This window comes from Myceligenerans halotolerans, from assembly GCF_054782975.1.
This window is the reverse complement of the sequence record NZ_BAAGRL010000033.1, coordinates 129,730-151,125: the sequence shown is the minus strand read 5'-3', so window position 1 is coordinate 151,125 and position 21,396 is coordinate 129,730. Positions and strand designations below refer to the sequence as shown.

Below are 21,396 nucleotides of genomic sequence, written 5' to 3'. Positions count from 1 at the left end.
CAACGGCCAAGGGCTGTGCGAAGCATGCAACCAGACCAAAGAAGCCCCCGGCTGGACCGCCGACACCGACACCGACCCCACCACCGGACGACACCGCGTCACCACCACCACACCCACCGGACTCCGATACGACTCCATCGCGCCACCACCACCCACACCCGCGCAACACGCCGCCTGACGACATCGCCCGCCACGCGGGCCTGCGGATGCCTGTCCACCCCTGACTCGTTCGCCGCGTTGAGCGGCGTATCGGTCGTGCGATCGATCCGGGCAGTGCGGATCCGGCTCGCCGACTTGGCCTATGACGCCGCCGATCTCGAGTTCGTGGCGCCGAGCAGGGTGTCGTAAGGGGCAAGGTCCTCGCCGTCGGACTCCGCGCGGGAACGTTCCTGTTCCAACCAGGCGCGGAGTGCCACTTCGTCCTGCCGGGCGCCCAGGCGGGACTGGACCTTCTTGAGGCGTTTCGCGTGGTCGCGTGCGTTGCGGCTGGGCTTGCCGGACACCGCCTCCGCGACGAGTTCCGCGGCGTAGCGGGCTCGCTTGGCCGCGCGGCGGGCGCGGTGCCATGCGACGTCGGCAGCCGCCCCGGTGCGCTTGTCGGCCTTTCGTTCCAGCTTGGCGAATCTCTTCCTCGCGCTCCGTGCGGCGGCGACGAGGCGGCGTGCCTCGTCGCCGGTCGGACGGCGACCAAGCGCGGAGCCGCCGGCGGATGCCTCGATGAGCTGGTCGAGGTCCGCGAGCAGCGCGACGTGCCCGGGCGTGTCGAGGAGGTCGACGACGGCGGTCCGGGCGCGCTCGTACTCGTGTGCGAGCTCGCGATCGAGCTGGGCAGCGAGGTCCGCGACCGCGGGCGCTCCGTCGTCGTCCAACGCCGCAGATACGCGGGAGCGGAGCAGTTCGCGGAAGACCTCGGCGTCGCGGGCCTTGCCGAGCACCCTGCCCCACTCCTGGAGGCGGCTGCTGAGCGGGTCGGCTCCGGGCTCGTCAGCGGCGAACACGCGCAGGGCGCTGCGGATCTTGCGGACGGCGACCCGTGCCTGGTGGACGCTGTCGGGGACGTCGGCCCGCACGGCGTCCTCGTGGCGACGCAGCGCGTCCGCCTTCTCGCGCAGGTACTCGGCGACGACGGGGTCCACCTTCCCGTTCTACACCCGGTGGCAAGGGCTGATGTTTCAGCGGGGGCTGAAAGGTATTGATGCTGGCCACGGGTGATTCATACCGTGATGCACGTTTCCTGCACCGGGCCCTCAGGGGCCGATGCTCGCGGCTCGCCCCGCGAGCCGTGCGACGAAGCGCGACGAGAGGATGGTGGGTTCACGGATGCGTGGATCACGGATGGTGACGCGTCTGGCCGTGGTGGCGGTCGGGGCGCTGGTGGCGGTCGCGGGAGTGTCCGCGACGGCGTCGGCGGATGAGCTCGATGAGGGCGTGTACAGCACGCTGTTCTGGGACGGCGGAGGCGCGCTGACCGACGACTTCGGTGACCACTACGGCGAGATCGGCAACTCGCTGTGCAACGGGTGCGCGAACTCGTGGGACACGCAAGGCGTTCGGGCCTGGCAGGCGATCCTGATCGCGGAGGGGCTGCTTCAGCGTGGTCAGGCCGACGGCAAGTTCGGTTCCGATACCGAGACCGCGACGTGGAACTACCAGAACCGTTACGACCTGGGGACCGACGGGCAGGTCGGTCCGCAGACCTGGGGGCATGCCGATGGCCGCCTGCGGTGGAACTCGTCCAGCACCTGGGTGATGTACAACGGCTCTCGTGGCTACGTGCAGTTCGAGCGCGGTAACAGCGCCCACGGCAACGCCGGGGGCAGCGGCGCCTATCGCATCTTCCGGGTATGCGTCTCCAACTACTGCGAGGGGTTCGGTAACTCTCGGATCTACCACTAGACACGGCGAAGGCTGACGATCCCGCCGCCCGTGTCCGCACCCGCGCCCAGGCGTAGGGGAGCGGCGCCCAGAACCGCCGTTCCGCCGCGGGGGGCGCGGACGGACGAATGCCTCGTGGTCGGCAGGTAAACGCCTGCCGGCCACGAGGCATTCGTCGCGTGACGGTGTCGGGCCCGTTCTGCCACGAGGCGTCTCAGCGCGCGGCGACCCGTTCCGTCCGGGTGAGCGCGGCGGCGTCGTCGGCGATCGCGGAACCCTCGCCGGCCAAGGAAGGCATCATCGTCGCGAGCTGGGGCTTCCAGGTCTCGTAACGGTCGGCGAAGCACCGCTCGAGCACGCCGAGCATCGCGGACACCGCGGTGGACGCGCCCGGCGAGGCGCCGAGCAGGCCCGCGATCGAGCCGTCCTTCCCGGCGATGACCTCGGTGCCGAACTCCAGGACGCCGCCCTTGCCCTTGACCCACTTGATGACCTGGACGCGCTGGCCGGCGGTGATCTTCTCCCAGTCGCCGGGCTTCGCCGTGGGCATGAACTTCTGCAGTTCGTGGAACTTCGTCTCCGGCGCCGCGGCGACCTGACCGACGAGGTACTGCGTCAGGTCGAGGTTCTTCAGGCCCGCACCGAGCATCGAGAAGAGGTTGTGCGTGCGCAGGCTGGTGATCAGCCCCAGGAACTTGCCCTTCTTGAGGTACTTCGGCGAGAACCCGGCGTAGGGCCCGAACATGAGATAGCTCTTGCCGTCCACCACGCGGGTGTCGAGGTGCGGCACGGACATCGGCGGGGCGCCGACCTCGGCCTTGCCGTACACCTTGGCGTTGTGCTCGGCGACGACGTCGGGGCTGGAACTGCGCAGGAACTCGCCGGAGATCGGGAAGCCGCCGTAGCCCCGGATCTCCTTGATCCCCGCCGCCTGCAGCAGCGGCAGCGCGCCGCCACCCGCGCCGACGAAGACGAAACGTGCCGTGACGGTCCGGCCACGGGTCTCGGCGTTCCAGGTGCGGTCGCGCAGCGAGATGCGCCAGCGACCGTCACGCTGCTTCTTCAGCCCGGTGACCTCGTGGTTCGTGTGCAGGTCGGCGCCGCGGTCTGTCGCGAGTCCGATGAGCTTGCGGGTGAGGGCGCCGAAGTCGACGTCGGTACCGGCCGCGGCGCGCGTGGCGGCGACGGGCTCGTCGGTGTCGCGACCGTTCGTGAGCAGCGGGGCCCACTCGGCGATGACGGCGGGGTCGTCCGTGAACTCCAGGTCGTCGAAGAGCGGGTGCTCGCGGAGGGTCTCCCAGCGGCGCCGGAGGTAGTCCACGTTCTCCTCGCCGCGCACGAACGTCATGTGCGGGGTGACGTTGATGAAGTCCGTGCCCTCCATCAGGCCGGCCGTGAGCAGGTGGTTCCAGAACTCGCGCGAGGTCTGGAACTGCTCGTTGATCTTGACGGCCTTGGAGATGTCGATCGAGCCGTCCTTGCGCTCCGGCGTGTAGTTCAGCTCGCAGAGGGCGGCGTGGCCGGTACCCGCGTTGTTCCACGGGTTGGAGGACTCCTGGGCGACCTCGTCCAGCCGCTCGTAGATGCCGATCCGCCAGTTCGGTTCGAGGACCGACAGCATGGCGCCGAGCGTGGCACTCATGATGCCGCCGCCGATCAGCGCGACGTCGACGTCGGTCGCGAGGGGCTTCTCAGTGGTGCGCGGAAAGTTCACGCGTTCCACTGTAGGGCGCTTGTGAAGACTGGAACAAAGTTGGTGGTGCAGGTCACAAGGATCCGGCGGTGACCTCGCTCACGGGGCCTGCTTACGCCAGGTGCCGCGCCAGACCCCGTTCTCCCGCGCGCATCACGCGGGAGTGCGCCCAGATGCAGAGTGCGGGCGCCACCCGCGCGGCCAGGGCCGGCCGGCCGCGCACGGGCGTGACGACCCAGGTGAGACGGATCTCGGAATGGCCCTCCGGCCGCTCGGCGACCGACACCGACGCGCCGCCGCGCAGGTCGCCCGACACCCGCAGTTTCGCCCGCCCGGAGCGCTCCGGGTCGGGAGCGCGGGCCTCGACGAGATCCAGACGCAGATCGAGCGCGCCGCCCACCGGGCTTCGCACCCGCAGCCGCACCCACGACCCGGCGCCGCCGAGCCCGTCGGGGCCCGCGACGACACCGGCCGACTCCGAGCGGAGGCCCGGCCACCAGACCGGCCAGGTGAACCCGGGGTCGGCGAGCACCTCCCACACCCGCGGTGCCGGTGCGGGAACACTCCAGGTGGTCATCAGCCGGAAGGTGCGGGCAGGCAGGCTCACGGTCAGAAGTAGTCCCGCACGTGGACCTGCTGCCCGGAGAACATCGCGGTCAGTGCGGTGTCCCACTTCTCCGGGCCTGACAGGTGCCCCGCGAGGCGCAGGTTCCGCGCCGACTGCGCCCCGGCGTACAGGAGGGCCAGACCGTTCGCCGTGAGCACGGGACGATCGTGGTGCGCGTCAGCCACGTCGATCGCGTCGGGTTCGAGATGAGCCACACCGCCGGCGACGTCGATGGTCCACGCACCCGACAGGTCCGCTCGCGAGCGGGCGCGATGCCCCGCGATCGTTGAGGTGTCCTCCACGGCGAACGGAACAGCGCCCGCCACCGGCGCGAGCCACGCGCCCTCCAGCGCCCGCTCCACATCGAGGATCCGGAGCATGTACGGGTGCTCCGCGAACCGCCGCACGCTGAGGTCCGGAAGCACGAGCCACGCCGGGTCGATGCTCGCCCCGCTGCCCGAGGTCGACACCCGGGCGGTCCCGACCACTGTCGAGAAGGTGCCGAGCGTGCGCCACAGAGCGCGCGCCGCGTCAGGAGTCAGCGCGATCAGGTCGTCGACCTCCATCACGGTGCTCGCCGGTGTGTCACCCGTGCCGCGGGTCCAGCTCGCGAAGCCCACGACGGTGCCGTCGTCCGCGGCGAGCGTGATGCCCGTGTAGTCCTCGACGTACTTCTCCGGGGGCGTCCAGAACGGTTCCTCGGCGCGGCTGACCGGGCCGTTCTGCCCGGCGGCCCAGGCGGCGTGCACCGCCGTGATCGCCTCGACGTCGGCAGTGGTGGCGCGTCGCGTGACGATGCCCGACGGCGGAGCCGTGCGCGCTACCCGGTCCAGCGGCACATCGACGTCGTCGAACGAGCCGATTACCTCGTAGCCGAGCCGCCGGTAGATGCCGGGGGCGCTCGGGAACAGCGTGGAGATCGCCTCGCCGCGCTCGCGAGCCTCCTCGAGGGCGGCGTCGAACATCGCGGCGACGAACCCTCCGCCGCGTCGCTCCGGCTCGACGGCGACGCCCGCGATCCCGGCGGTCGGGACGCGCCCGCCGTGGAACCACGACGTGAACCCGTACACGCGCAGCCGGGCCGCGAGCGCGCCGTCGTCGAACACGCCCCACTCGCGGTTCGCCGATGACTCCCACGTCTCGCGTGGCAGGACCGGGCGGGGTCCACCGCCGAATGCCTCGGAGCCGAGGCGCTGGTATGCGGGCTGGTCGTCATAGGTGACGCGGCGGACGGTCAAGGTCATGGCCGCGACACTACCCGCGGACACCGACATCGACGAGGGAGATACGGCGGCGGGGCGGGCGAACCCGGGCGGAGGGCGATACTTGCCGTGTGAATCTTCCTGTCGCCTGGTCCGTCGTGCTCATCGTGACCGCCGGATGGAACCTCCTGATCTGGCCGAGCTTCTGGCGGCGCATCGTCGCCGACCCGCGCTCCCGCGACGACGCCGGCCGCCCCACCCGGTTCCTCACCGTGCACGCGGTCCTGATCGCGGTCTCGCTGCTATTGGGTCTCACGGTCGGCGTGCTGGGCGTCCTCACCCTGTTCTGATCCCGGCGCCCGGAGGTTGCCTCCATACCTGGAGGTAGGTATGGTCGGCGGGTGCCCGAGATGAAGTCGTCAGGCGAGGGTTCGGCCCGTGGCCGCCTCGTCGCCACCGCTCAGGAGTTGTTCGCGCGTCAGGGGGTGGGAGCGACCAGCCCGCGGCAGGTGATGAGCGCCAGCGGTGTCGGTCAGGGCAGCCTGTACCACCACTTCCCGACCAAGCACGACCTCGCCCTGGCGGGCGTCGCGGCCACCACCGCCGACGCCGTCGAGCGGGCCCGAGCCGACCTGCGGGGCGACTCCGCAGCCCTCGACCGCGTCCGGGACTATGTCGGCAGGCGGCGCGATGCGCTCGCCGGGTGCAAGGTCGGCCGGCTCACGAGCGATCAGGCCGTGATGGACGACGCCGAACTGCACGCCGTCGTCGGCCGCTACTTCACGGACCTCCTCGACGAGGTCGCCGCCACCTTCCGCGAGTCGGGCCTGCCCGAGGGCGCCGCTCGCGACCGCGCACACGCCACGGTGGCGATCATCCAGGGCGGGTACGTTCTCGCCCGGGCCACCGGCGACGACGAGGCGATGAGTGCGGCGGTGCGCGGTTTCGTCGCGCTCCTGGCCGAGCCCGACGTCGCCGCCCGCGCGTGACCACCGCATCCCGCCCTCCCGACCACAGGAGCACCCGCATGTCCGAGCCCGCCACCCTTCGCGAGCGCCTGCGCGCGCTCCCGACCTTTCCCCGCCCCGGACTGCCGTCGCTGGATCCCGGAGCCGCGCCCGCCACGCCGCACGAGCTGTTCACGACGTGGCTCGACGAGGCGATCGACGCGGGCGTCCTGGCCCCGCACGCCGTGGTGCTGTCGACGGCCGACGCCGCCAGGAACGTGCACGCGCGCACCGTGATCCTCAAGGATGTCACCGGCGAGGGCTGGTGGTTCGCGTCGCAGTCGAGCGGGCCGAAGGGGCGGGACCTGGAGGCGAACCCGCACGCGGCGATGACGTTCCTCTGGCCGGCTCTGGGCCGTCAGGTGAGGGTGACGGGCACGGCGACCCCGGCCGACCCCGAGACGAGCCGCGCCGACTTCCTCGCCCGCCCCGAGATGTCGCGCGCCGCGTGCCTGGTGGACCGGCAGAGCCAGCCGCTCGGATCGCTCGCCGAGTACGAGGCCGCGTTCGCCGCGGCCCTCGACGCCGTGACGGCGGACCCTGGGCTGGTCGCGCCGGACTGGACGGCCTTCGTCCTCGCACCCACCGACGTCGAGTTCTGGCAGGCACCCGACGACGGCCCGCAAACCCGCCTGATCTACCGCGAGGGCGATGCGGGCTGGACCACAGGCCTGCTCTGGCCGTGAGCACTCACGCCTCCCGCCACCGTCCGACCGACCCACGAGAACAGGGAGTCACGATGAACACCGAGACGAACACCGGACCAGTCGCCGGCCCCGTGGCCGACCTCCTGATCGAGCACGCCCGCACCGACTCGGCCGCCGCGCTCGACGCGCTGATCGACGCCGTCGGTGCCCTCTCCGACGGAGTGTGCGGCGAGCCGTCCGCGCTGCCGGACTGGACCCGCGGTCATGTCCTGGCGCACGTGGACGGTGTCGCCCGCGCGCTCGCCCGGCAGGCCGAGTACGCGGCGCGCGGGGAGCGCATCCAGCCGTACGACGGCGGGGTCGAGGGGCGCAACGCCGCGATCGAGGCGGCGGCCACCCGCACCGTCGCGGAGCACGTCGGCGCGCTGACCGCCGCCCGCGAGCGCCTCGCGGCCGCGTGGCCGGAGCCGGGCTCGTCGCTGTGGGACGCGCCGACGTCGTACCGGGAGGGCCCGGTGAACGGCTGCCTCCTGGCCTGGTGGCGGGAGATTCGCATCCATGCCGTCGATGCGGGCGTGGGTATCGGATTCGACACGTGGGACGCGGAGCTGCAGGCGCATCTGCGGGATTTCCTCGGGGTGCGTCTGCCGGGGGACGTGGTGCTGTCCGGGTCTCCGTCTCCCGCGCCGTCGGACTCGGTGACGGTCGTCTCGGGCACCCCGGTCGACGTCGTCGCCTGGCTGGCCGGCCGTGAACCGGCGGGTCCGGTCCACGCGACGCGAGGGGGCGCGGACGTCCCGCTCCCGGAGCTGTTGCCCTGGCCGGCGGCGCGACGCTGACTCACGCCTCCTGCGCGAAGGCCTCCTTCATGGCCTCCTCGTCCATGTAGGCGACCTCCCAGTGGTGGCCGTCCGCGTCGGCGAACGCGCGGTTGTACATCCAGCCGTAGTCCTGCGTCTCGTTCGGGACCGTGGCGCCCGCGGCCAGGGCGGCGTCGACGATGCGGTCGACCTCCTCGCGCGACCCGGCGCCGAGCGCCGTGATCGTGCGGACGCCGTCGGTGGCGACCTCGTGCGAGGTGAAGCCCTGGAGCTTCTCCTTGGTCATGATCATGGCGAAGATGTTCTCGCCGATCACGAGGCCGGTCGTGTTCTCGTCGCTGAACTGCGGGTTCTTCGCGAAGCCGATGGCCTCGTAGAACTCGGTGCTCCTGGCGACGTCGGCGACGGGAAGGTTGACGTAGATCTGGTTGATAGACATCGGTCTGCTCCTGGGAGTCGGTGTGTCCTTCGTGCGTACACCTCTGTCGACGGAGCGGCATCCCGAAACTCATCGGTGCTCGCGGCGTCGTTAGAGTCAGGGCATGGTTGCCTTCATCTCTCATGTCGCCGTGGACTGCCACGACCCCTACTCGCTGTCCGAGTGGTGGAAGGACGTGCTCGGCTACGTCGAGGACCCGGACGACCCGAACGACCCGGAGCACGAGGAGTGCTACATCGAGGATCCGAAGGGCAGGCGGGTCCCGGTGGTGTTCATCAAGGTCCCGGAGGGGAAGACGGTCAAGAACCGGCTCCACTTCGATCTGCGGCCCAGGGCCGGGGAGCGCAACGCCGAGTATCAGCGCCTGCTGCGGCTCGGCGCGACCAAGGTGGAGGACCACCGGGGGATCGACGGCCCGGGCACGGGCTGGATCGTGATGGCGGACCCGGAGGGGAACGAGTTCTGCATCCTGCGCAGCGAGGCGGAGATCGGCTGAAGCCGACGCCGCTTGCCAGGGATACTAAGGTTTGCCTAACCTTGCCCGCATGAGTGGATACAACGGGCGCAGGGCCGTCGACCCCGAGGTCGTCATGGCCGAGGTCGTGGGGACCAAGCGAGTCTCACCCCACATGATGCGCGTGACGCTCGGCGGGGAGGGGGTCGGCCGGCTCACGCTGCAGGGCTACGACCAGTGGTTCCGCCTGTTCATGACGCGGCCCGGCCAGGAGAACCTCAAGCTGCCGACGGCGTCCTCCGGCTGGTGGTACGCCCAGTACCTCGCCACGCCCCGGTCGAGGCGGCCGTACGTGCGGAACTACACCGTCCGCGCCTCGCGCGAGGAGATGTACGAGATCGACATCGACTTCGTGGTGCACGAGGAGGCCGACGGCAGCACCGGCCCCGGCGCCGGGTTCGCCACGAGCTGCACCACGGGTGAGCGCGTCGGGATCCTCGACCAGGGGATCGGCTACAACCCGCGGCACGACCACGACTGGGTCCTGCTGGTCGCCGACGAGTCCGGCCTGCCTGCCGTGGCCGGCATCTCCGAGTCCCTCCCCTCCGGGAGGCAGGGCCTGGCGATCGTCGAGGTCCCCACCGCCGCCGACAAGCAGGAGTTCCGGGTCCCGCCCGGCGTGGAGGTGCGGTGGGTCGTGCGCGACGAGCTCGAGGGTGCGACGGCGGACGCGGGCGCCGGACACGACGTCGTCCCCGGCGCGGCCGCGCTGGACGCCGTGCGCACCGCCGAACTGCCCGACGGTGTCGGCTACGCGTTCGCGATCGGGGAATCGGCACTGGCCACGGGCACGCGCCGGCACCTGGTGAACGACCGGGAGCTGCCCAAGGGGCACGTGGACTTCGTGGGCTACTGGAAGCACGGCAGGGCATCGCAGAGCTGACCGGCGCCCGGCACGTCGGTCCGTGGCGCTCGCGGACCACGAGCCTGCTTACCGACAGGCCGGTCGTGGCGTAAGCAGGCTCATGGCTGGCGGATCACACGTCGTCCGGGGAGCGGTCCGGGCGCCAGCCGCGCCAGACCGGGTGGCGGAGGCGGCCGTCCTCGGTCCAGCCCGCGTGGTTCACCTCGCCCACCAGCGTCGGCTCGCACCAGCGGGCGGCGCGGGCGTCGAGGGCCGGGACATCGGCCACGGCGGGCGTTCTGGTGCCGATCTCGTCGAGCCGCCGGACGATCTCGCGGCGATCCTTCTCCGAGAAGCCCGTGCCCACGCGGCCCGCGAACCGGAGCGGGAGGGAGTCGGAACCGTCGTCGTGCGCGCGCTCCGGGACCGCGAGGAGCAGCGCTCCCGCCGTCCGCGGGTCCGGCCGGCCGGTGTCCGCGTGCATAGGGCGCCAGCCGACCACCACCACCTCCTGCGACTCGACGTGCTTCACCTTGAGCCACTCCCGCGACCGCCGGCCCGGCGCGTACCGCGAGGCCCGGCGCTTCGCGACCACCCCCTCCAGCCGCAGGTCCCGCGAAGCGTCCAGCGCGGCGACCCCGCCGAGGTCGAGCACCGGCGGCACGTGCACCAGCGGCCCCTCCGCCACGATCAGCTCCAGCACCTCGCGCCGCGCCGACCACGGCTCGCCCGTCAGGTCACGGCCGCCCACCCGCAGCACGTCGAAAAGGAACACCTCCACCCCGACCCGCCGCCGCGCGCGCTCGACATCCCGCTCCTTGTACAGGTTGGCGCGCTGCTGCAACCGGCGGAAACTCGGCCTGCCGTCCGCGTCGAGGGCGACGACCTCACCGTCCAGCACCGCGGGCAGGGCCTCCGCTCCCACCGCCTCCGCGAGCGCCCCCAGCTCCGGGAACGTCGCGGTCATGTCGAGCCCGGCGCGGCTGACCAGCCTCACCTCGCCCGGGGCCGTGAGGTGCGCGAGCACGCGGAACCCGTCCCACTTCATCTCGAACGCCCAGTCGTCCGGCTCCAGGCGGGGCAGCTCGCGCGGGTCGGCGCTGGTGGCGAGCATCGGGCGCAGGTCCGGGGGTGTCTCCGCGCCGAGCGGCTGACCGGTGTGCCCGGTGACCTCCACCGGGTCTGCTGCCCCGCCTGAGGCCTGCTCGCCCGGACCGGCCCCAGCGCCGCGGTCTCCCGCGGGCTGTGCCTTCGTGCGGTGGATGAGCCACTGGTTGCCGCCCGTGCGGATCAGCGCCAGGCGGCGGGTGCCGCGGCGCTCGCTGTGCAGGACGGCGATCACCTCGCCGTCGCGCCACTTCTCCAGGTCGTAGGTGCCGGAGTCCCAGATCGTGACCTCACCCGCGCCGTACTCACCGCGCGGGATCGTGCCCTCGAACGTGCCGTACTCCAGCGGATGGTCCTCGGTCTGGATCGCCAGATGGTTGCGGCTCGGGTCGGTCGGCTCGCCGCGCGGCAGTGCCCAGGACACCAGTACGCCGTCGTGCTCGAGCCGGAAGTCCCAGTGCAGGCGCGTCGCGTGGTGCTCCTGGATGACGTACGACGGCGGCCCCGCCGCGGGACTCCCGTCACCGAACGGCTCCGGTGTGCGCCCCGGGTCGCGCTTGGCGCGGTACTCCGCGAGCCGGGACCACGCGGCCATGCGTTCCGCCGTCGGCTCCAGCGCCGCGTAGTGGCCCCGCAGCAGCGGGGCGAGCAGGTCGCCGTCCGCCGCCACACGCTCGGCCACCTCGTGGATGTCGAGCTGCCGCAGCTCGGGGTCGTCCAGCTCCGCCCACGTGCGGGGCGCGGCGACCCAGGGGCGCTCGCGGCCCCGCGGGGAGTAGGGCGCGATGGTCGTCTTGGCGCCGTTGTTCTGCGACCAGTCCACGAGGACCTTCCCCGCGCGCAGGGACTTCTTCATGTCACTGACCACGAGGTCGGGATGCTCGGCCTCGAGGTGCCGGGCGAGCTCACGTGCCACGGCGGTGACCTGGTCCGACGTCGGCTGGGCGGCTCCCGCGAGCGCCGCGTAGAGGTGGATGCCCTTGGAGCCGCTGGTCACGGGGAGCGGGTCGAGGTCCATGCCGGTGAGGATGTCGCGCGCCCAGCGGGCGACCTGGGCGCACTCGGCGAGTCCGGCGCCGGGGCCGGGGTCCAGGTCGAGGACGAGGCGGTCCGGCGGGAGTTCCGTGCCGGTGCGGCCCACGCGCCACTGCGGGGTGTGGATCTCGAGCGTGGCGGTCTGGCCGAGCCAGACGAGGGTGGCGACGTCGTCGACCAGGACGTACTCGTTGACCGACGTCTTGTGCCGGATCTCGTGGAGCGTCACCCACGACGGCGTCCCCGGGGCGGCGTTCTTCTGGAAGAACGACTGGCCGTCGATGCCGTCGGGCCAGCGCTTGCGGGTGGCCGGACGGCGGGTGACGTGCGGGAGCATGGCGGGTGCGAGCTGTGCGAGGTAGTGCAGCACCTCGCCCTTCGTGGTGCCCGTGGCCGGGTACAGGATCTTGTCCAGGTTGGACAGGCGCAGGCGGCGTCCGTCGACGGTGACGGTGGTGTCACCCGAGCGCGCGTCCATCCCGGGAGGTCCGGTCATGTCTTCATGGTCCGCACCTGCGACGAGATTCACATCTCGACACACCTTGATCGTTGCCTGACCTTTACCTTCTGGTGGGGGTTCGGGGTCTAGGCTCATCGCCCGTGAACCTGTCAGAACGCCGCTCCGTTCCCGTCGCGGACATCGCGCACCGCCGGCCGGATCGCCTCACGATGTACGGAGCTCAGTGGTGCCGGGACTGCCGTAGGTCCAAGGCGGTGCTCGACATCCGCCGCATCGACTTCGACTACGTCGATCTCGAGGGCGACCCGGGGCGTGCGTGCGAGGCCGAGGACATCTCCGGCCGCAAGACCATCCCCGTGATCGTCTTCCCGGACGGCTCCCACCTGGTCGAGCCGACCAACGCGGAACTGGCCGCACACCTGGACCACCGGGGCCTCTGACCTGGCCTTCTCGCGTGACCGCCGGATCGGGCGCACCATCGGGGTATGCGCGCTATCTGGAAGGGTGCCGTCACCTTCGGGCTCGTGAACGTCCCGGTCAAGCTCTACAGCGCGACCGAGGGCCACGACGTGCCCCTGCACCAGGTGCACGACGCCGACGGCGGGCGCATCCGTTACCGCAGGGTCTGCGAGCTCGACGGCGACGAGGTCCCGTACGAGCACATCGACCGCGCCTACGACGACGGCGAGCACACCGTGGTCCTCACCCGTGACGACCTGGCGGCGCTGCCCGCCGAGAAGGACCGCGAGATCGGCGTCGTCGAGTTCGTGCCGAGCGACCAGATCGACCCGATCATGCTCGACAAGACGTACTACCTCGAGCCGGATTCCAGGTCCACGAAGGCGTACGTGCTGCTGCGCCGCACGCTCGAGGAGACCGAGCGGACGGCGATCGTGAAGTTCGCGCTGCGGCAGCGCACCCGGCTCGCCGCCCTCCGGGTGCGGGACGAGGTCCTGGTGCTCCAGACCCTGCTGTGGGCCGACGAGATCCGCGAGCCGGCCTTCGGCTCCCTCGACGAGCCGGCCGCGGTCACGGACCAGGAGCTGAAGATGTCGGCCCAGCTCGTGACGAGCTTCGAGTCCGACTTCGCGCCCGACGACTACACCGACGACTACCAGGTCCAGCTCCGCACCCTCATCGACGCGAAGATCGAGCAGGGCGACGTCATCGACACCGAGGCGACGTTCGGCGAGGCCGCCGCCGAGGAGGGCGAGGGCGGCAAGGTCATCGACCTCATGGAGGCCCTGCGCCGCAGCGTGGACGAGGCCAAGGAACGCCGCACCGGCTGACCGGCCCCGCTGCCGACCACGGCTCGGCGCCGGCGGGTGACGTGAACGTGCGGTCCGGCGCCTGCCCGGCCCGGCATAGGGTTGGGGCGATGCACGATCAGAACCATCTGCCGCCCCGCTGGGCTCGGTGGACCCTCGCCGTCGTGGCCGCGCTGCTGGTGTGCGCCGGGTTCGGCGTGACGACGGCCCGCGCCGAGCTCAGCCTCGGCCCGCACCAGGCACTGTACGAGGTGACGGGCGACCCGCACCTGGTGGTCGACCTCGGGCCCCTGGGCCGGATCGTGTCGTCCTCGCCGCTGCCCCTCGGGCTCGGCGTGTCGGTCACCGTGCAGGAGATCCCCGCCGACCTGACCGCTGTCGACGCCCCCCGGACGCTCGACGCGATGAGCCGCGACCTCGACGCCTACCTGCAGTTCTTCGACTCGCCGGACCAGACGATCGACACCGCGTCCCGGGCGCTGATCGAGGACGCGGTGACCCGTTCCCTGGGCGCGTTCGGATTCGTCGTGCTGGTCGGCGTCGCCGTCCGCACGGCCCTCGGCGCCCGGCGCCGCGGCGAACTGGCCGTGATGCTCGCGCCGCGTACCTGGCAGATCGTAGGCACGGCGGCCCTCGTGGTCATCGTCTGGGCGACGTCCACCGGGAGCGTCCCCGTGCGCCGGGCCTCCGAGCCCGCCGAGGCCTCGATGGTCTTCACGGGAACGGCGCTGGAGGGCGCCACGCTCACCGGCCGCCTCGCCCGCGTGATCGACACCTATGCGGGCCAGCTCACCGGGCTCTACCGGAACAACTCCAGCTACTACACGGTCGCCCGGGAGAACCTGGAGGCGGCGTGGGACGAGGCCGACGCCCGCGAGCAGGCCGCGACCGCCGGCCGGCCGGACATCCCGGGGGAGGGCGAGCCCGGGGCCGGCGACGGCGTCGGCGCGCCGCAGCCGAGCGGGCCCCCACAGCCGCCGTCGGACACGATCACCGTGCTGCTGGTCTCCGACCTGCACTGCAACACCGGCATGACGCCGCTGCTGCGGGCAGCCGTGGCGCGGTCCGGGGCGGGGCTCGTGCTCAACGCGGGCGACACGACGATCAACGGGACCGACGTCGAGAACGTGTGCGTCGACTCGTTCGCGACGGCGGTACCCGACGACGTGCCGTTCGTCGTCTCCGACGGCAACCACGACTCGGTGCTGACCTCGGCGGCCGAGCGTCGGCAGGGAGAGATCGTGCTCGACGGCGAGATCGTCGAGGTGGCCGGGCTGCGCATCCTCGGGGACCGGGACCCACTGGAGACCCGCATCGGCGGCGGCACCACTGCCGTCCGCGAGGAGACGCCTGCCGAGGCGGGGCAGCGGCTGCGCGACGTCGCGTGCGAGGCCCGCGACGCCGGGGAGCGGATCGACGTCCTGCTGGTGCACACGCCCGCCGTCGGCGACACCGGGCTGCGCTCCGGGTGCGTGCCGTTCCAGCTCAGCGGCCACATGCACAAGCGCATCGGGCCGGAAGCGATCGGCTACGGCCTGCGGTACGTGAACAGCACGACCGGCGGCGCGAGCCTCGGCAAGCTGTCGGTAGGCCCGCTCCAGTACCCGACGGCGATGACGGTGCTGCGGTTCGACACCGTATCGCGGTCGTTCACGCAGCTCCGGGAGATCACCGTGGACCCGGAGCAGGACGTCGCGGTGGGCGACTGGGAGGCCATGCCACCGGCCTGGCCGCTCCCGGGCAACGAACCGGTACGCCCGGGCGAGCCGCGGTGAGGCTCGGTGAGCGCGGCCGGGGCCGATAGGCTCGGAGGCGTGAACTCCTCCGTGCCGACCGTGCCCGCCGAGCTGACGCCCGTGGCGCAGGACTACCTCAAGGCGGTCTGGTCGGAGCAGGAGTGGTCCACCAAGAAGGTGACCTCCAAACAGCTCTCGGACCGGCTCGGGGTCGGGGCCTCGACGGTGTCCGAGACGGTCCGCCGGCTCTGCGACCAGGGACTCCTCGACCACGCGCCCTACGGAGCCGTGGAGCTGACCGAATCCGGCCGGCTGCTCGCGCTGCAGATGGTACGGCGCCACCGCCTGCTGGAGACGTTCCTGGTCAACGAGCTCGGCTACGGCTGGGACGAGGTGCACGACGAGGCGGAGGTCCTCGAGCACGCCGTCAGCGACCTGCTGGTCGAACGGCTCGACGTGCGGCTCGGGCGCCCGACCCGCGACCCGCACGGCGACCCGATCCCGTCCGCCGACGGGACCGTGGTGCGGCCGGAGGCGGTACCGATGTCGGAGATGGCGGCGGGGGAGTCCGGCGTCGTCGTGCGGATCTCGGACGCCGACCCCGAGGCCCTGCGGTACCTCGACGAGATCGGGCTCGGCCTCGACGCACAGGTGGCGGTGACGACGCGGCGCGAGTTCGCGGGAACCCTGCACGTGGAGTGGACGTCGCCGGTGCCCGGCTCCGCCGATCTCGGCCTCCTGGTGGCATCCCGCCTCTGGGTCGACCGGGACTGAGCGGGATCGGCTCTCTCAGCGGGGGCTCAGGGTGAGACAGTATGTTTATTTTGTGAACGAGAAGAGCGCGGCGGCCGTGGCGTCGTCGGACAACGACGTACCGGACGGGCTGGCCGACGACGAGCTCGCCGCCGTACCCCGCCCGAAGCCGCTCGGCGAGCGGACGACGGCGTTCCTCCTCCTGGCGCTCGGGGCGATCGGGTTCGCCGCGTCGTTCGCGCTGGCCTGGGAGAAGTACTTGGGCTTCATCGAGCCGGACCGAGCGGCGTCGTGCTCGCTCAATCTGTTCGTCACCTGCACCGCCGCCATGGACTCGTGGCAGGGTGCGCTGCTCGGCTTCCCGAACCCTTACCTCGGCGTCGCGGCGTTCCCCGTGGTGATCACCACCGGTGTCGTGCTGCTCACCGGCGCGCGCCTGCCGCGGTGGTACTGGACGTCGCTGCTGGTCGGGACGGTGCTGGGCCAGGTGCTGGTGTTCTTCCTGATGTGGACGAGCTTCTACGCGATCGTGGCGCTGTGCCCGTACTGCATGGTGGTGTGGACGATCATGTGGCCGCTGCTCTGGTACCAGATCGTGCGCGGGGCGCAGACCGGGGACCTGCCGATGGCCGCCGGGCTGCGGGACGCGCTGGTCGGCAACCGCACGATCATCCTGGCCATCGGCTACGTGGTCGCGATCGGCTGGCTGCTCCTGGCCGTGGGCGGCGACCTGGTCCGCTCCTTCTGAGCGATCGCGCGGAGGGCGATGCGGCCCGGCCCGCCGAGGTGTTCCTTACGAGGCATGAGGTTGCTTTCGCCCCACCCTTGCGAGGCGAAAGCAACCTCGTGGTTCGTAAGCAGCCTCATGGTTGCTGCCACCGGACAGGCCTGGCATCCTGGATCTATGAGGTCTATCCGCTCGCTGCTTATGTAGCCGCACCGGCTCCCGCCCCCTGATCGGGCACATCCGGTGCGGCCGCCCCTGCTGCTCCTCGGAGCATGGGGGCTTTTTCGTGCCCGGAACCCGATCACGCAGACGGAGCAGCGATCATGACCGACACGATCTTCAGCCCGGCCATCGGCCAACCCGGGTCCGAACCCCGGCCGGTCGGTAGAATCCCGCGGGTGACGACCCCCGCCGCTGAACGCACCACGAGCACGCCCGAAGGGCCCCGCTACCGCTACACCCCGGAACTCGCGCAGGAGATCGAACTGCGCTGGCAGGACCGCTGGGAGGAGCGCGGCACGTTCCACGCCGCGAACCCGTCAGGCGACCTGGTCGGGGCGGACGGCGAGAACGCCTCGGGCAGCCCCTACTTCATCATGGACATGTTCCCGTACCCGTCGGGCGCGGGCCTGCACGTGGGGCACCCGCTGGGCTTCATCGCCACCGACGTGGTGGGCCGCTTCAAGCGCATGTGCGGCGACAACGTGCTGCACACCATGGGCTTCGACGCGTTCGGCCTGCCGGCCGAGCAGTACGCGGTGGCCACGGGCGAGCACCCGCGCGGGGTCACCGAGCGGAACATGGTCACCTACCGGCGCCAGCTGCGCCGCGCCGGCCTGGCCCACGACAAGCGCCGCTCGTTCGCCACGATCGACCCCGAGTACGTGCGCTGGACGCAGTGGATCTTCCTGCAGATCTTCGAGTCCTGGTACGACGCCGACGCCGAGCCGGCCCCGGGCGGCACCGGCCGCGGTCGCGCGCGCCGCATCTCCGAGCTGCGCGACGAGCTGGCCGCGGGCACCCGCCCCGTCCCCGGGCACGACGGCGACAACGCCGGCGGCGCGGTCTGGGCGGCCCTGAGCGAGGCCGAGCGGCGCGATGTCGTCGACGCGCAGCGCCTGGCCTATGTCGACTCCTCGCCGGTGAACTGGTGCCCCGGACTGGGCACCGTCCTGGCGAACGAGGAGGTCACCAGCGAAGGCAGGTCCGAACGCGGCAACATGCCCGTGTTCACCAAGAACCTGCGCCAGTGGAAGATGCGCATCACCGCGTACGCGGACCGCCTGACGGACGACCTGGAGCTGATCGACTGGCCGGACAAGGTCAAGGCGATGCAGCGCAACTGGATCGGCCGTTCGCACGGTGCGCACGTGCGGTTCGACGTCGTCGGCACGGCCGACAACGACGCCGCAGGCGCCGGCGAGGAGATCGAGGTCTTCACCACCCGCCCGGACACGCTGTTCGGCGCGACCTTCATGGTGGTGGCACCCGAGCACCCGCTGCTGGACGAGGTCCCGGTCGCGTGGCCGGACGGCACCCGGAGCGCCTGGACCGGCGGCCACGAGAGCCCCGTCGCGGCCGTGGCCGCCTATCGCAAGGAGTCGTCGGGGAAGAGCGCGGTCGAGCGGCAGGCCGACGCCGGCAAGAAGACTGGCGTCTTCACGGGCCACCTGGCCGTCAACCCCGTGACCGGCACGCACATCCCCGTCTTCACCGCGGACTACGTCCTGATGGGCTACGGCACGGGCGCCATCATGGCCGTCCCGGGCGGCGACGAACGCGACCACGACTTCGCGCGCGCCTACGACCTGCCGGTGATCCACACGGTGGCCCCCGAGGGCGGCCTGCCGGAAGGCTTCGAGGGCGCGTACTCCGGCGACGGCGTCGCGATCAACTCCTCGGGCGAGACCCTGAGCCTGAACGGCCTGGGCGTCGACGAGGCCAAGGCCAGGATGATCGCCTGGCTGGGCGAGCACGGCGTCGGGCAGGGGACCACCACGTACCGCCTGAACGACTGGCTGTTCTCCCGGCAGCGGTACTGGGGCGAGCCGTTCCCCGTCGTGTGGGACTCCGGCAACCGGCCGATCGCAGTCCCGGACAGCATGCTGCCCGTCGACCTGCCCGACGTGCCCGACTACGCGCCGCGCACCTTCGAGCCCGACGACTTCCACTCCGAGCCGGAGGCGCCGCTGGGCCGCAACGAGGACTGGGTGAACGTGACCCTGGACCTGGGGGACGGGCCGCAGCAGTACCGCCGTGACACGAACACGATGCCGAACTGGGCCGGATCGTGCTGGTACTACCTGCGCTACCTGGACCCGGCGGACACCCGGCACGCCGCCGACCCCGCGCTGGAGAAGTACTGGATGGGGCCGCGGCACAACGCGACGTCGGGCCCGGCGGGCGGCGTCGACCTGTACGTCGGCGGCGTGGAGCACGCCGTGCTGCACCTGCTGTACGCGCGGTTCTGGCACAAGGTCCTGTTCGACCTGGGCTACGTGTCGAGCCTGGAGCCGTTCGGCAGGCTGTTCAACCAGGGCTACATCCAGGCGTACGCGTACACGGACTCACGCGGGGCGTACGTGCCCGCCGAGGAGGTCGAGGGCGACGAGCAGACCGGCTTCACCTGGCAGGGACAGCCGGTCAACCGCGAGTACGGGAAGATCGGCAAGTCGCTGAAGAACGTCGTCTCGCCCGACGACATGTACGAGGCCTACGGCGCCGACACGTTCCGCCTGTACGAGATGTCGATGGGCCCGCTGGACCAGTCGCGGCCGTGGAACACCCGCGACGTCGTCGGCTCGCAGCGGTTCCTGCAGCGGCTGTGGCGCAACGTCGTGTCGGAGGAGACCGGCGAGGTCACCGTGTCCGACGACGCCCCCGACACCGCGACCCTGCGCGTGCTGCACCGCACCATCGCGGACGTGCGGACCGAGATGGAGGGGATGCGCCCCAACACGGCCATCGCCAAGCTGATCACGCTGAACAACCACCTGACCGGCCTGGACACCGTGCCGCGCGCGGCGGTGGAGCCGCTGGTCCTGATGACGGCACCGCTCGCGCCGCACATCGCCGAGGAGCTGTGGGAGCGGCTGGGACACACCGAGTCGCTGGCCCACGAGCCGTTCCCGGTCGCGGACGAGGCGTACCTGGTGGCCGAGACCGTGACCTGCGTGGTCCAGGTCCAGGGCAAGGTGCGCGCCAAGATGGAGGTCGCACCCGACGTCTCCGAGGCGGACCTGGAGGCCTCCGCCCTGGCCGAGCCGAACGTGGTCCGGTTCCTGGACGGCCGCGAGGTCCGCAAGGTGATCGTGCGGGCGCCGAAGCTGGTCAACATCGTGCCGGCCTGAGGGATCGCGCGGGTCCGACCACGCCGGCCGGCATGTCCAGGGCCGCCGGACGTGACAGCATTCCGCCATGGCGCAGTCCGTCCTCGACACCCCTTCCCACTCGCACGCGCACGGCGGCCCGGTGGCGCCGTCGTCGCCCAGGACGCGGGCGGTCCTCGCCGCCGCGCTGATACCGGCGATGCTCGCCACGCTCGCGGGGCTGTTCCTGCTGTGGCCCGACGGCGGATCGGTCCCCGAGCGGGTGCCGGCCGTCGTCGAGGGGGCGACGACGGTGGACGCGACCGTTCTCGAGGCACCGCCCGAGGGTGCGAGCGTCCGGGTACGCCTGGCCGACGGCGAGGAGACCACCATGGCCTCGCCCGGACCGTCGGTGCCCCTGTCCCCGGGCGACCGGATCGTGGCCGTGGACATCTCGACCGTCTCGCCGATGTCACCCGACCCCCTGGTCTTCAAGGACCATCAGCGCAAGGTGCCGGTGGGGTGGCTGGCCGCCGCGTACGCGATCGTCGTGCTGGCCGTGGCCCGGTGGCGCGGGCTGGCGGCGCTCGCCGGTCTCGGCATCGCGTTCGTCGTGCTCCTCGGCTTCACCATGCCCGCGCTGCTCACGGGAGAGGGCGCGCTGGGCGTGGCGCTGGTGACGTCGTCGCTGGTGATGTTCGTGACGCTGTACCTGGCGCACGGCTTCAGCGCCCGGACGTCGGCGGCGCTGCTCGGGACGCTGCTCGGGCTGGCGCTGACCGCGGGAATCGGGGTGTGGGCGGCCGGCGCGACGTACCTCGGCGCGGCCGACCACGACGCCCAGTTCCTCCTGACCGAGGCGCCCCTGACGGACCTGCGCGGCGTCGCGCTGTGCGGGCTCGTGCTCGCCGGGATGGGTGTGCTCAACGACGTCACGATCACGCAGGCGTCGGCCGTGTGGGAACTGCGGGAGGTCGCGCCCGGCGCCTCACGGGGCGTGCTGTTCGCCCGCGCGATGCGGATCGGGCGCGACCACATCGCCTCCACCGTCTACACCATCGCGTTCGCCTACGTGGGCGCGGCGCTCCCGCTGCTCATGATGGTGTCCCTGGTGGACCAGTCGCCGGTACTGGCGCTGACCTCCGGCGAGATCGCCGAGGAGGTGGTCCGCACGCTGGTGGGCTCGATCGGGCTGGTGCTCGCCATCCCCGTCACGACCGGCATCGCCGCGCTGGCCGTGCCGGGGCCGGCGCGGGCGGCGCGGGCCTGAGGTAGGTCGCATGTCGAGTGGTCGGCTCGTTGTCGCGAGATCGGTCGCTCGGGGAGCCGACTTCCCGACGAACTGCCGACCGC

Annotated in this window: 20 protein-coding genes; 14 read left to right on the top strand and 6 right to left on the bottom strand. The window is 71.7% G+C overall.

What is annotated here, in order from left to right:
* Positions 1 to 299: 299 nt before the first annotated feature.
* The gene (locus tag ACYVK5_RS20230; protein WP_460707781.1) at positions 300 to 1,136 is read right to left on the bottom strand and encodes a CHAD domain-containing protein; all 837 of its coding nucleotides are present in this window, start codon (positions 1,134 to 1,136) and stop codon (positions 300 to 302) included.
* 199 nt (positions 1,137 to 1,335) lie between these two features.
* On the opposite strand from ACYVK5_RS20230, the gene ACYVK5_RS20225 reads away from it, so the two are divergent.
* The gene (locus ACYVK5_RS20225) at positions 1,336 to 1,896 is read left to right on the top strand and encodes a peptidoglycan-binding domain-containing protein (RefSeq protein ID WP_460707780.1); all 561 of its coding nucleotides are present in this window, start codon (positions 1,336 to 1,338) and stop codon (positions 1,894 to 1,896) included.
* 193 nt (positions 1,897 to 2,089) lie between these two features.
* On the opposite strand, the gene mqo is transcribed toward ACYVK5_RS20225, so the two are convergent.
* From mqo to ACYVK5_RS20210, 3 genes are all read right to left on the bottom strand, one after another.
* Positions 2,090 to 3,589 (bottom strand): malate dehydrogenase (quinone), encoded by a 1,500-nt coding sequence (mqo, locus tag ACYVK5_RS20220; protein WP_460707779.1) that lies wholly within the window; start codon positions 3,587 to 3,589, stop codon positions 2,090 to 2,092.
* A 91-nt stretch (positions 3,590 to 3,680) separates the two neighbouring features.
* Positions 3,681 to 4,145, bottom strand: a complete 465-nt coding sequence (locus ACYVK5_RS20215) for an SRPBCC family protein (protein ID WP_460707778.1) — start codon at positions 4,143 to 4,145, stop codon at positions 3,681 to 3,683.
* 32 nt (positions 4,146 to 4,177) lie between these two features.
* Positions 4,178 to 5,419, bottom strand: coding sequence for a GNAT family N-acetyltransferase (locus ACYVK5_RS20210; RefSeq protein WP_460707777.1), 1,242 nt, complete (start codon positions 5,417 to 5,419; stop codon positions 4,178 to 4,180).
* An 89-nt stretch (positions 5,420 to 5,508) separates the two neighbouring features.
* Between ACYVK5_RS20210 and ACYVK5_RS20205 the strand changes: the two genes are divergently transcribed.
* The 4 genes from ACYVK5_RS20205 to ACYVK5_RS20190 are packed head-to-tail and all read left to right on the top strand — an operon-like array spanning position 5,509 to position 7,870.
* Positions 5,509 to 5,727, top strand: a complete 219-nt coding sequence (locus tag ACYVK5_RS20205; RefSeq protein WP_460707776.1) for an SCO4848 family membrane protein — start codon at positions 5,509 to 5,511, stop codon at positions 5,725 to 5,727.
* A gap of 60 nt (positions 5,728 to 5,787) precedes the next feature.
* Positions 5,788 to 6,366 (top strand): TetR/AcrR family transcriptional regulator, encoded by a 579-nt coding sequence (locus ACYVK5_RS20200; RefSeq protein WP_460707785.1) that lies wholly within the window; start codon positions 5,788 to 5,790, stop codon positions 6,364 to 6,366.
* Between the two features lie 38 nt (positions 6,367 to 6,404).
* The gene (locus tag ACYVK5_RS20195) at positions 6,405 to 7,070 is read left to right on the top strand and encodes a pyridoxine/pyridoxamine 5'-phosphate oxidase (protein WP_460707775.1); all 666 of its coding nucleotides are present in this window, start codon (positions 6,405 to 6,407) and stop codon (positions 7,068 to 7,070) included.
* 53 nt (positions 7,071 to 7,123) lie between these two features.
* A complete protein-coding gene (locus ACYVK5_RS20190) occupies positions 7,124 to 7,870 on the top strand; it encodes a maleylpyruvate isomerase family mycothiol-dependent enzyme (RefSeq protein ID WP_460707774.1) in 747 nt (248 codons plus the stop codon).
* A gap of 1 nt (position 7,871) precedes the next feature.
* On the opposite strand, the gene ACYVK5_RS20185 is transcribed toward ACYVK5_RS20190, so the two are convergent.
* Positions 7,872 to 8,291, bottom strand: a complete 420-nt coding sequence (locus ACYVK5_RS20185; protein ID WP_460707773.1) for a VOC family protein — start codon at positions 8,289 to 8,291, stop codon at positions 7,872 to 7,874.
* A 103-nt stretch (positions 8,292 to 8,394) separates the two neighbouring features.
* Here ACYVK5_RS20185 and ACYVK5_RS20180 point away from each other — a divergent pair, with 103 nt between their 5' ends.
* Both ACYVK5_RS20180 and ACYVK5_RS20175 read left to right on the top strand, forming a co-directional pair.
* Entirely contained in the window at positions 8,395 to 8,787 is a 393-nt protein-coding gene (locus ACYVK5_RS20180; protein WP_460707772.1) for a VOC family protein, read from the top strand.
* Between the two features lie 49 nt (positions 8,788 to 8,836).
* Complete coding sequence (locus ACYVK5_RS20175) at positions 8,837 to 9,688, top strand: siderophore-interacting protein (RefSeq protein ID WP_460707771.1); 852 nt, start codon at positions 8,837 to 8,839, stop codon at positions 9,686 to 9,688.
* A gap of 94 nt (positions 9,689 to 9,782) precedes the next feature.
* On the opposite strand, the gene ACYVK5_RS20170 is transcribed toward ACYVK5_RS20175, so the two are convergent.
* Entirely contained in the window at positions 9,783 to 12,287 is a 2,505-nt protein-coding gene (locus ACYVK5_RS20170) for an ATP-dependent DNA ligase (protein ID WP_460707770.1), read from the bottom strand.
* Between the two features lie 104 nt (positions 12,288 to 12,391).
* Here ACYVK5_RS20170 and ACYVK5_RS20165 point away from each other — a divergent pair, with 104 nt between their 5' ends.
* The 7 genes from ACYVK5_RS20165 (at position 12,392) to ACYVK5_RS20135 (ending at position 21,313) form a co-directional block, all read left to right on the top strand.
* Complete coding sequence (locus tag ACYVK5_RS20165; protein ID WP_460707769.1) at positions 12,392 to 12,691, top strand: glutaredoxin family protein; 300 nt, start codon at positions 12,392 to 12,394, stop codon at positions 12,689 to 12,691.
* Positions 12,692 to 12,736: 45 nt separating this feature from the next.
* The gene (gene ku, locus ACYVK5_RS20160) at positions 12,737 to 13,540 is read left to right on the top strand and encodes a non-homologous end joining protein Ku (protein WP_460707768.1); all 804 of its coding nucleotides are present in this window, start codon (positions 12,737 to 12,739) and stop codon (positions 13,538 to 13,540) included.
* Between the two features lie 89 nt (positions 13,541 to 13,629).
* Positions 13,630 to 15,294: a metallophosphoesterase family protein gene (locus ACYVK5_RS20155; RefSeq protein WP_460707767.1), complete on the top strand. Its 1,665-nt coding sequence runs from the start codon at positions 13,630 to 13,632 to the stop codon at positions 15,292 to 15,294.
* A gap of 39 nt (positions 15,295 to 15,333) precedes the next feature.
* The gene (locus ACYVK5_RS20150) at positions 15,334 to 16,029 is read left to right on the top strand and encodes a metal-dependent transcriptional regulator (RefSeq protein WP_460707766.1); all 696 of its coding nucleotides are present in this window, start codon (positions 15,334 to 15,336) and stop codon (positions 16,027 to 16,029) included.
* 52 nt (positions 16,030 to 16,081) lie between these two features.
* Positions 16,082 to 16,756 carry a vitamin K epoxide reductase family protein gene (locus tag ACYVK5_RS20145; RefSeq protein WP_460707765.1) on the top strand — a complete coding sequence of 225 codons (675 nt, stop codon included), beginning with the start codon at positions 16,082 to 16,084 and terminating at the stop codon, positions 16,754 to 16,756.
* A 377-nt stretch (positions 16,757 to 17,133) separates the two neighbouring features.
* Positions 17,134 to 20,085, top strand: a complete 2,952-nt coding sequence (leuS, locus tag ACYVK5_RS20140) for a leucine--tRNA ligase (RefSeq protein ID WP_460707764.1) — start codon at positions 17,134 to 17,136, stop codon at positions 20,083 to 20,085.
* 67 nt (positions 20,086 to 20,152) lie between these two features.
* Positions 20,153 to 21,313 (top strand): YibE/F family protein, encoded by a 1,161-nt coding sequence (locus tag ACYVK5_RS20135; RefSeq protein ID WP_460707763.1) that lies wholly within the window; start codon positions 20,153 to 20,155, stop codon positions 21,311 to 21,313.
* Positions 21,314 to 21,396: the final 83 nt, after the last annotated feature.

What these genes read in the sequence shown, in the direction of transcription:
- ACYVK5_RS20215 (WP_460707778.1), bottom strand. Translation starts at nt 4,145, where the DNA reads ATGACCACCTGGAGTGTTCCCGCACCGGCACCGCGGGTGTGGGAGGTG.
- ACYVK5_RS20170 (WP_460707770.1), bottom strand. Translation starts at nt 12,287, where the DNA reads ATGACCGGACCTCCCGGGATGGACGCGCGCTCGGGTGACACCACCGTC.
- ACYVK5_RS20180 (WP_460707772.1), top strand. Translation starts at nt 8,395, where the DNA reads ATGGTTGCCTTCATCTCTCATGTCGCCGTGGACTGCCACGACCCCTAC.
- ACYVK5_RS20175 (WP_460707771.1), top strand. Translation starts at nt 8,837, where the DNA reads ATGAGTGGATACAACGGGCGCAGGGCCGTCGACCCCGAGGTCGTCATG.
- ACYVK5_RS20200 (WP_460707785.1), top strand. Translation starts at nt 5,788, where the DNA reads ATGAAGTCGTCAGGCGAGGGTTCGGCCCGTGGCCGCCTCGTCGCCACC.
- ku (WP_460707768.1), top strand. Translation starts at nt 12,737, where the DNA reads ATGCGCGCTATCTGGAAGGGTGCCGTCACCTTCGGGCTCGTGAACGTC.
- ACYVK5_RS20225 (WP_460707780.1), top strand. Translation starts at nt 1,336, where the DNA reads ATGGTGACGCGTCTGGCCGTGGTGGCGGTCGGGGCGCTGGTGGCGGTC.
- ACYVK5_RS20195 (WP_460707775.1), top strand. Translation starts at nt 6,405, where the DNA reads ATGTCCGAGCCCGCCACCCTTCGCGAGCGCCTGCGCGCGCTCCCGACC.
- ACYVK5_RS20210 (WP_460707777.1), bottom strand. Translation starts at nt 5,419, where the DNA reads ATGACCTTGACCGTCCGCCGCGTCACCTATGACGACCAGCCCGCATAC.
- ACYVK5_RS20185 (WP_460707773.1), bottom strand. Translation starts at nt 8,291, where the DNA reads ATGTCTATCAACCAGATCTACGTCAACCTTCCCGTCGCCGACGTCGCC.
- ACYVK5_RS20190 (WP_460707774.1), top strand. Translation starts at nt 7,124, where the DNA reads ATGAACACCGAGACGAACACCGGACCAGTCGCCGGCCCCGTGGCCGAC.
- ACYVK5_RS20155 (WP_460707767.1), top strand. Translation starts at nt 13,630, where the DNA reads ATGCACGATCAGAACCATCTGCCGCCCCGCTGGGCTCGGTGGACCCTC.
- ACYVK5_RS20135 (WP_460707763.1), top strand. Translation starts at nt 20,153, where the DNA reads ATGGCGCAGTCCGTCCTCGACACCCCTTCCCACTCGCACGCGCACGGC.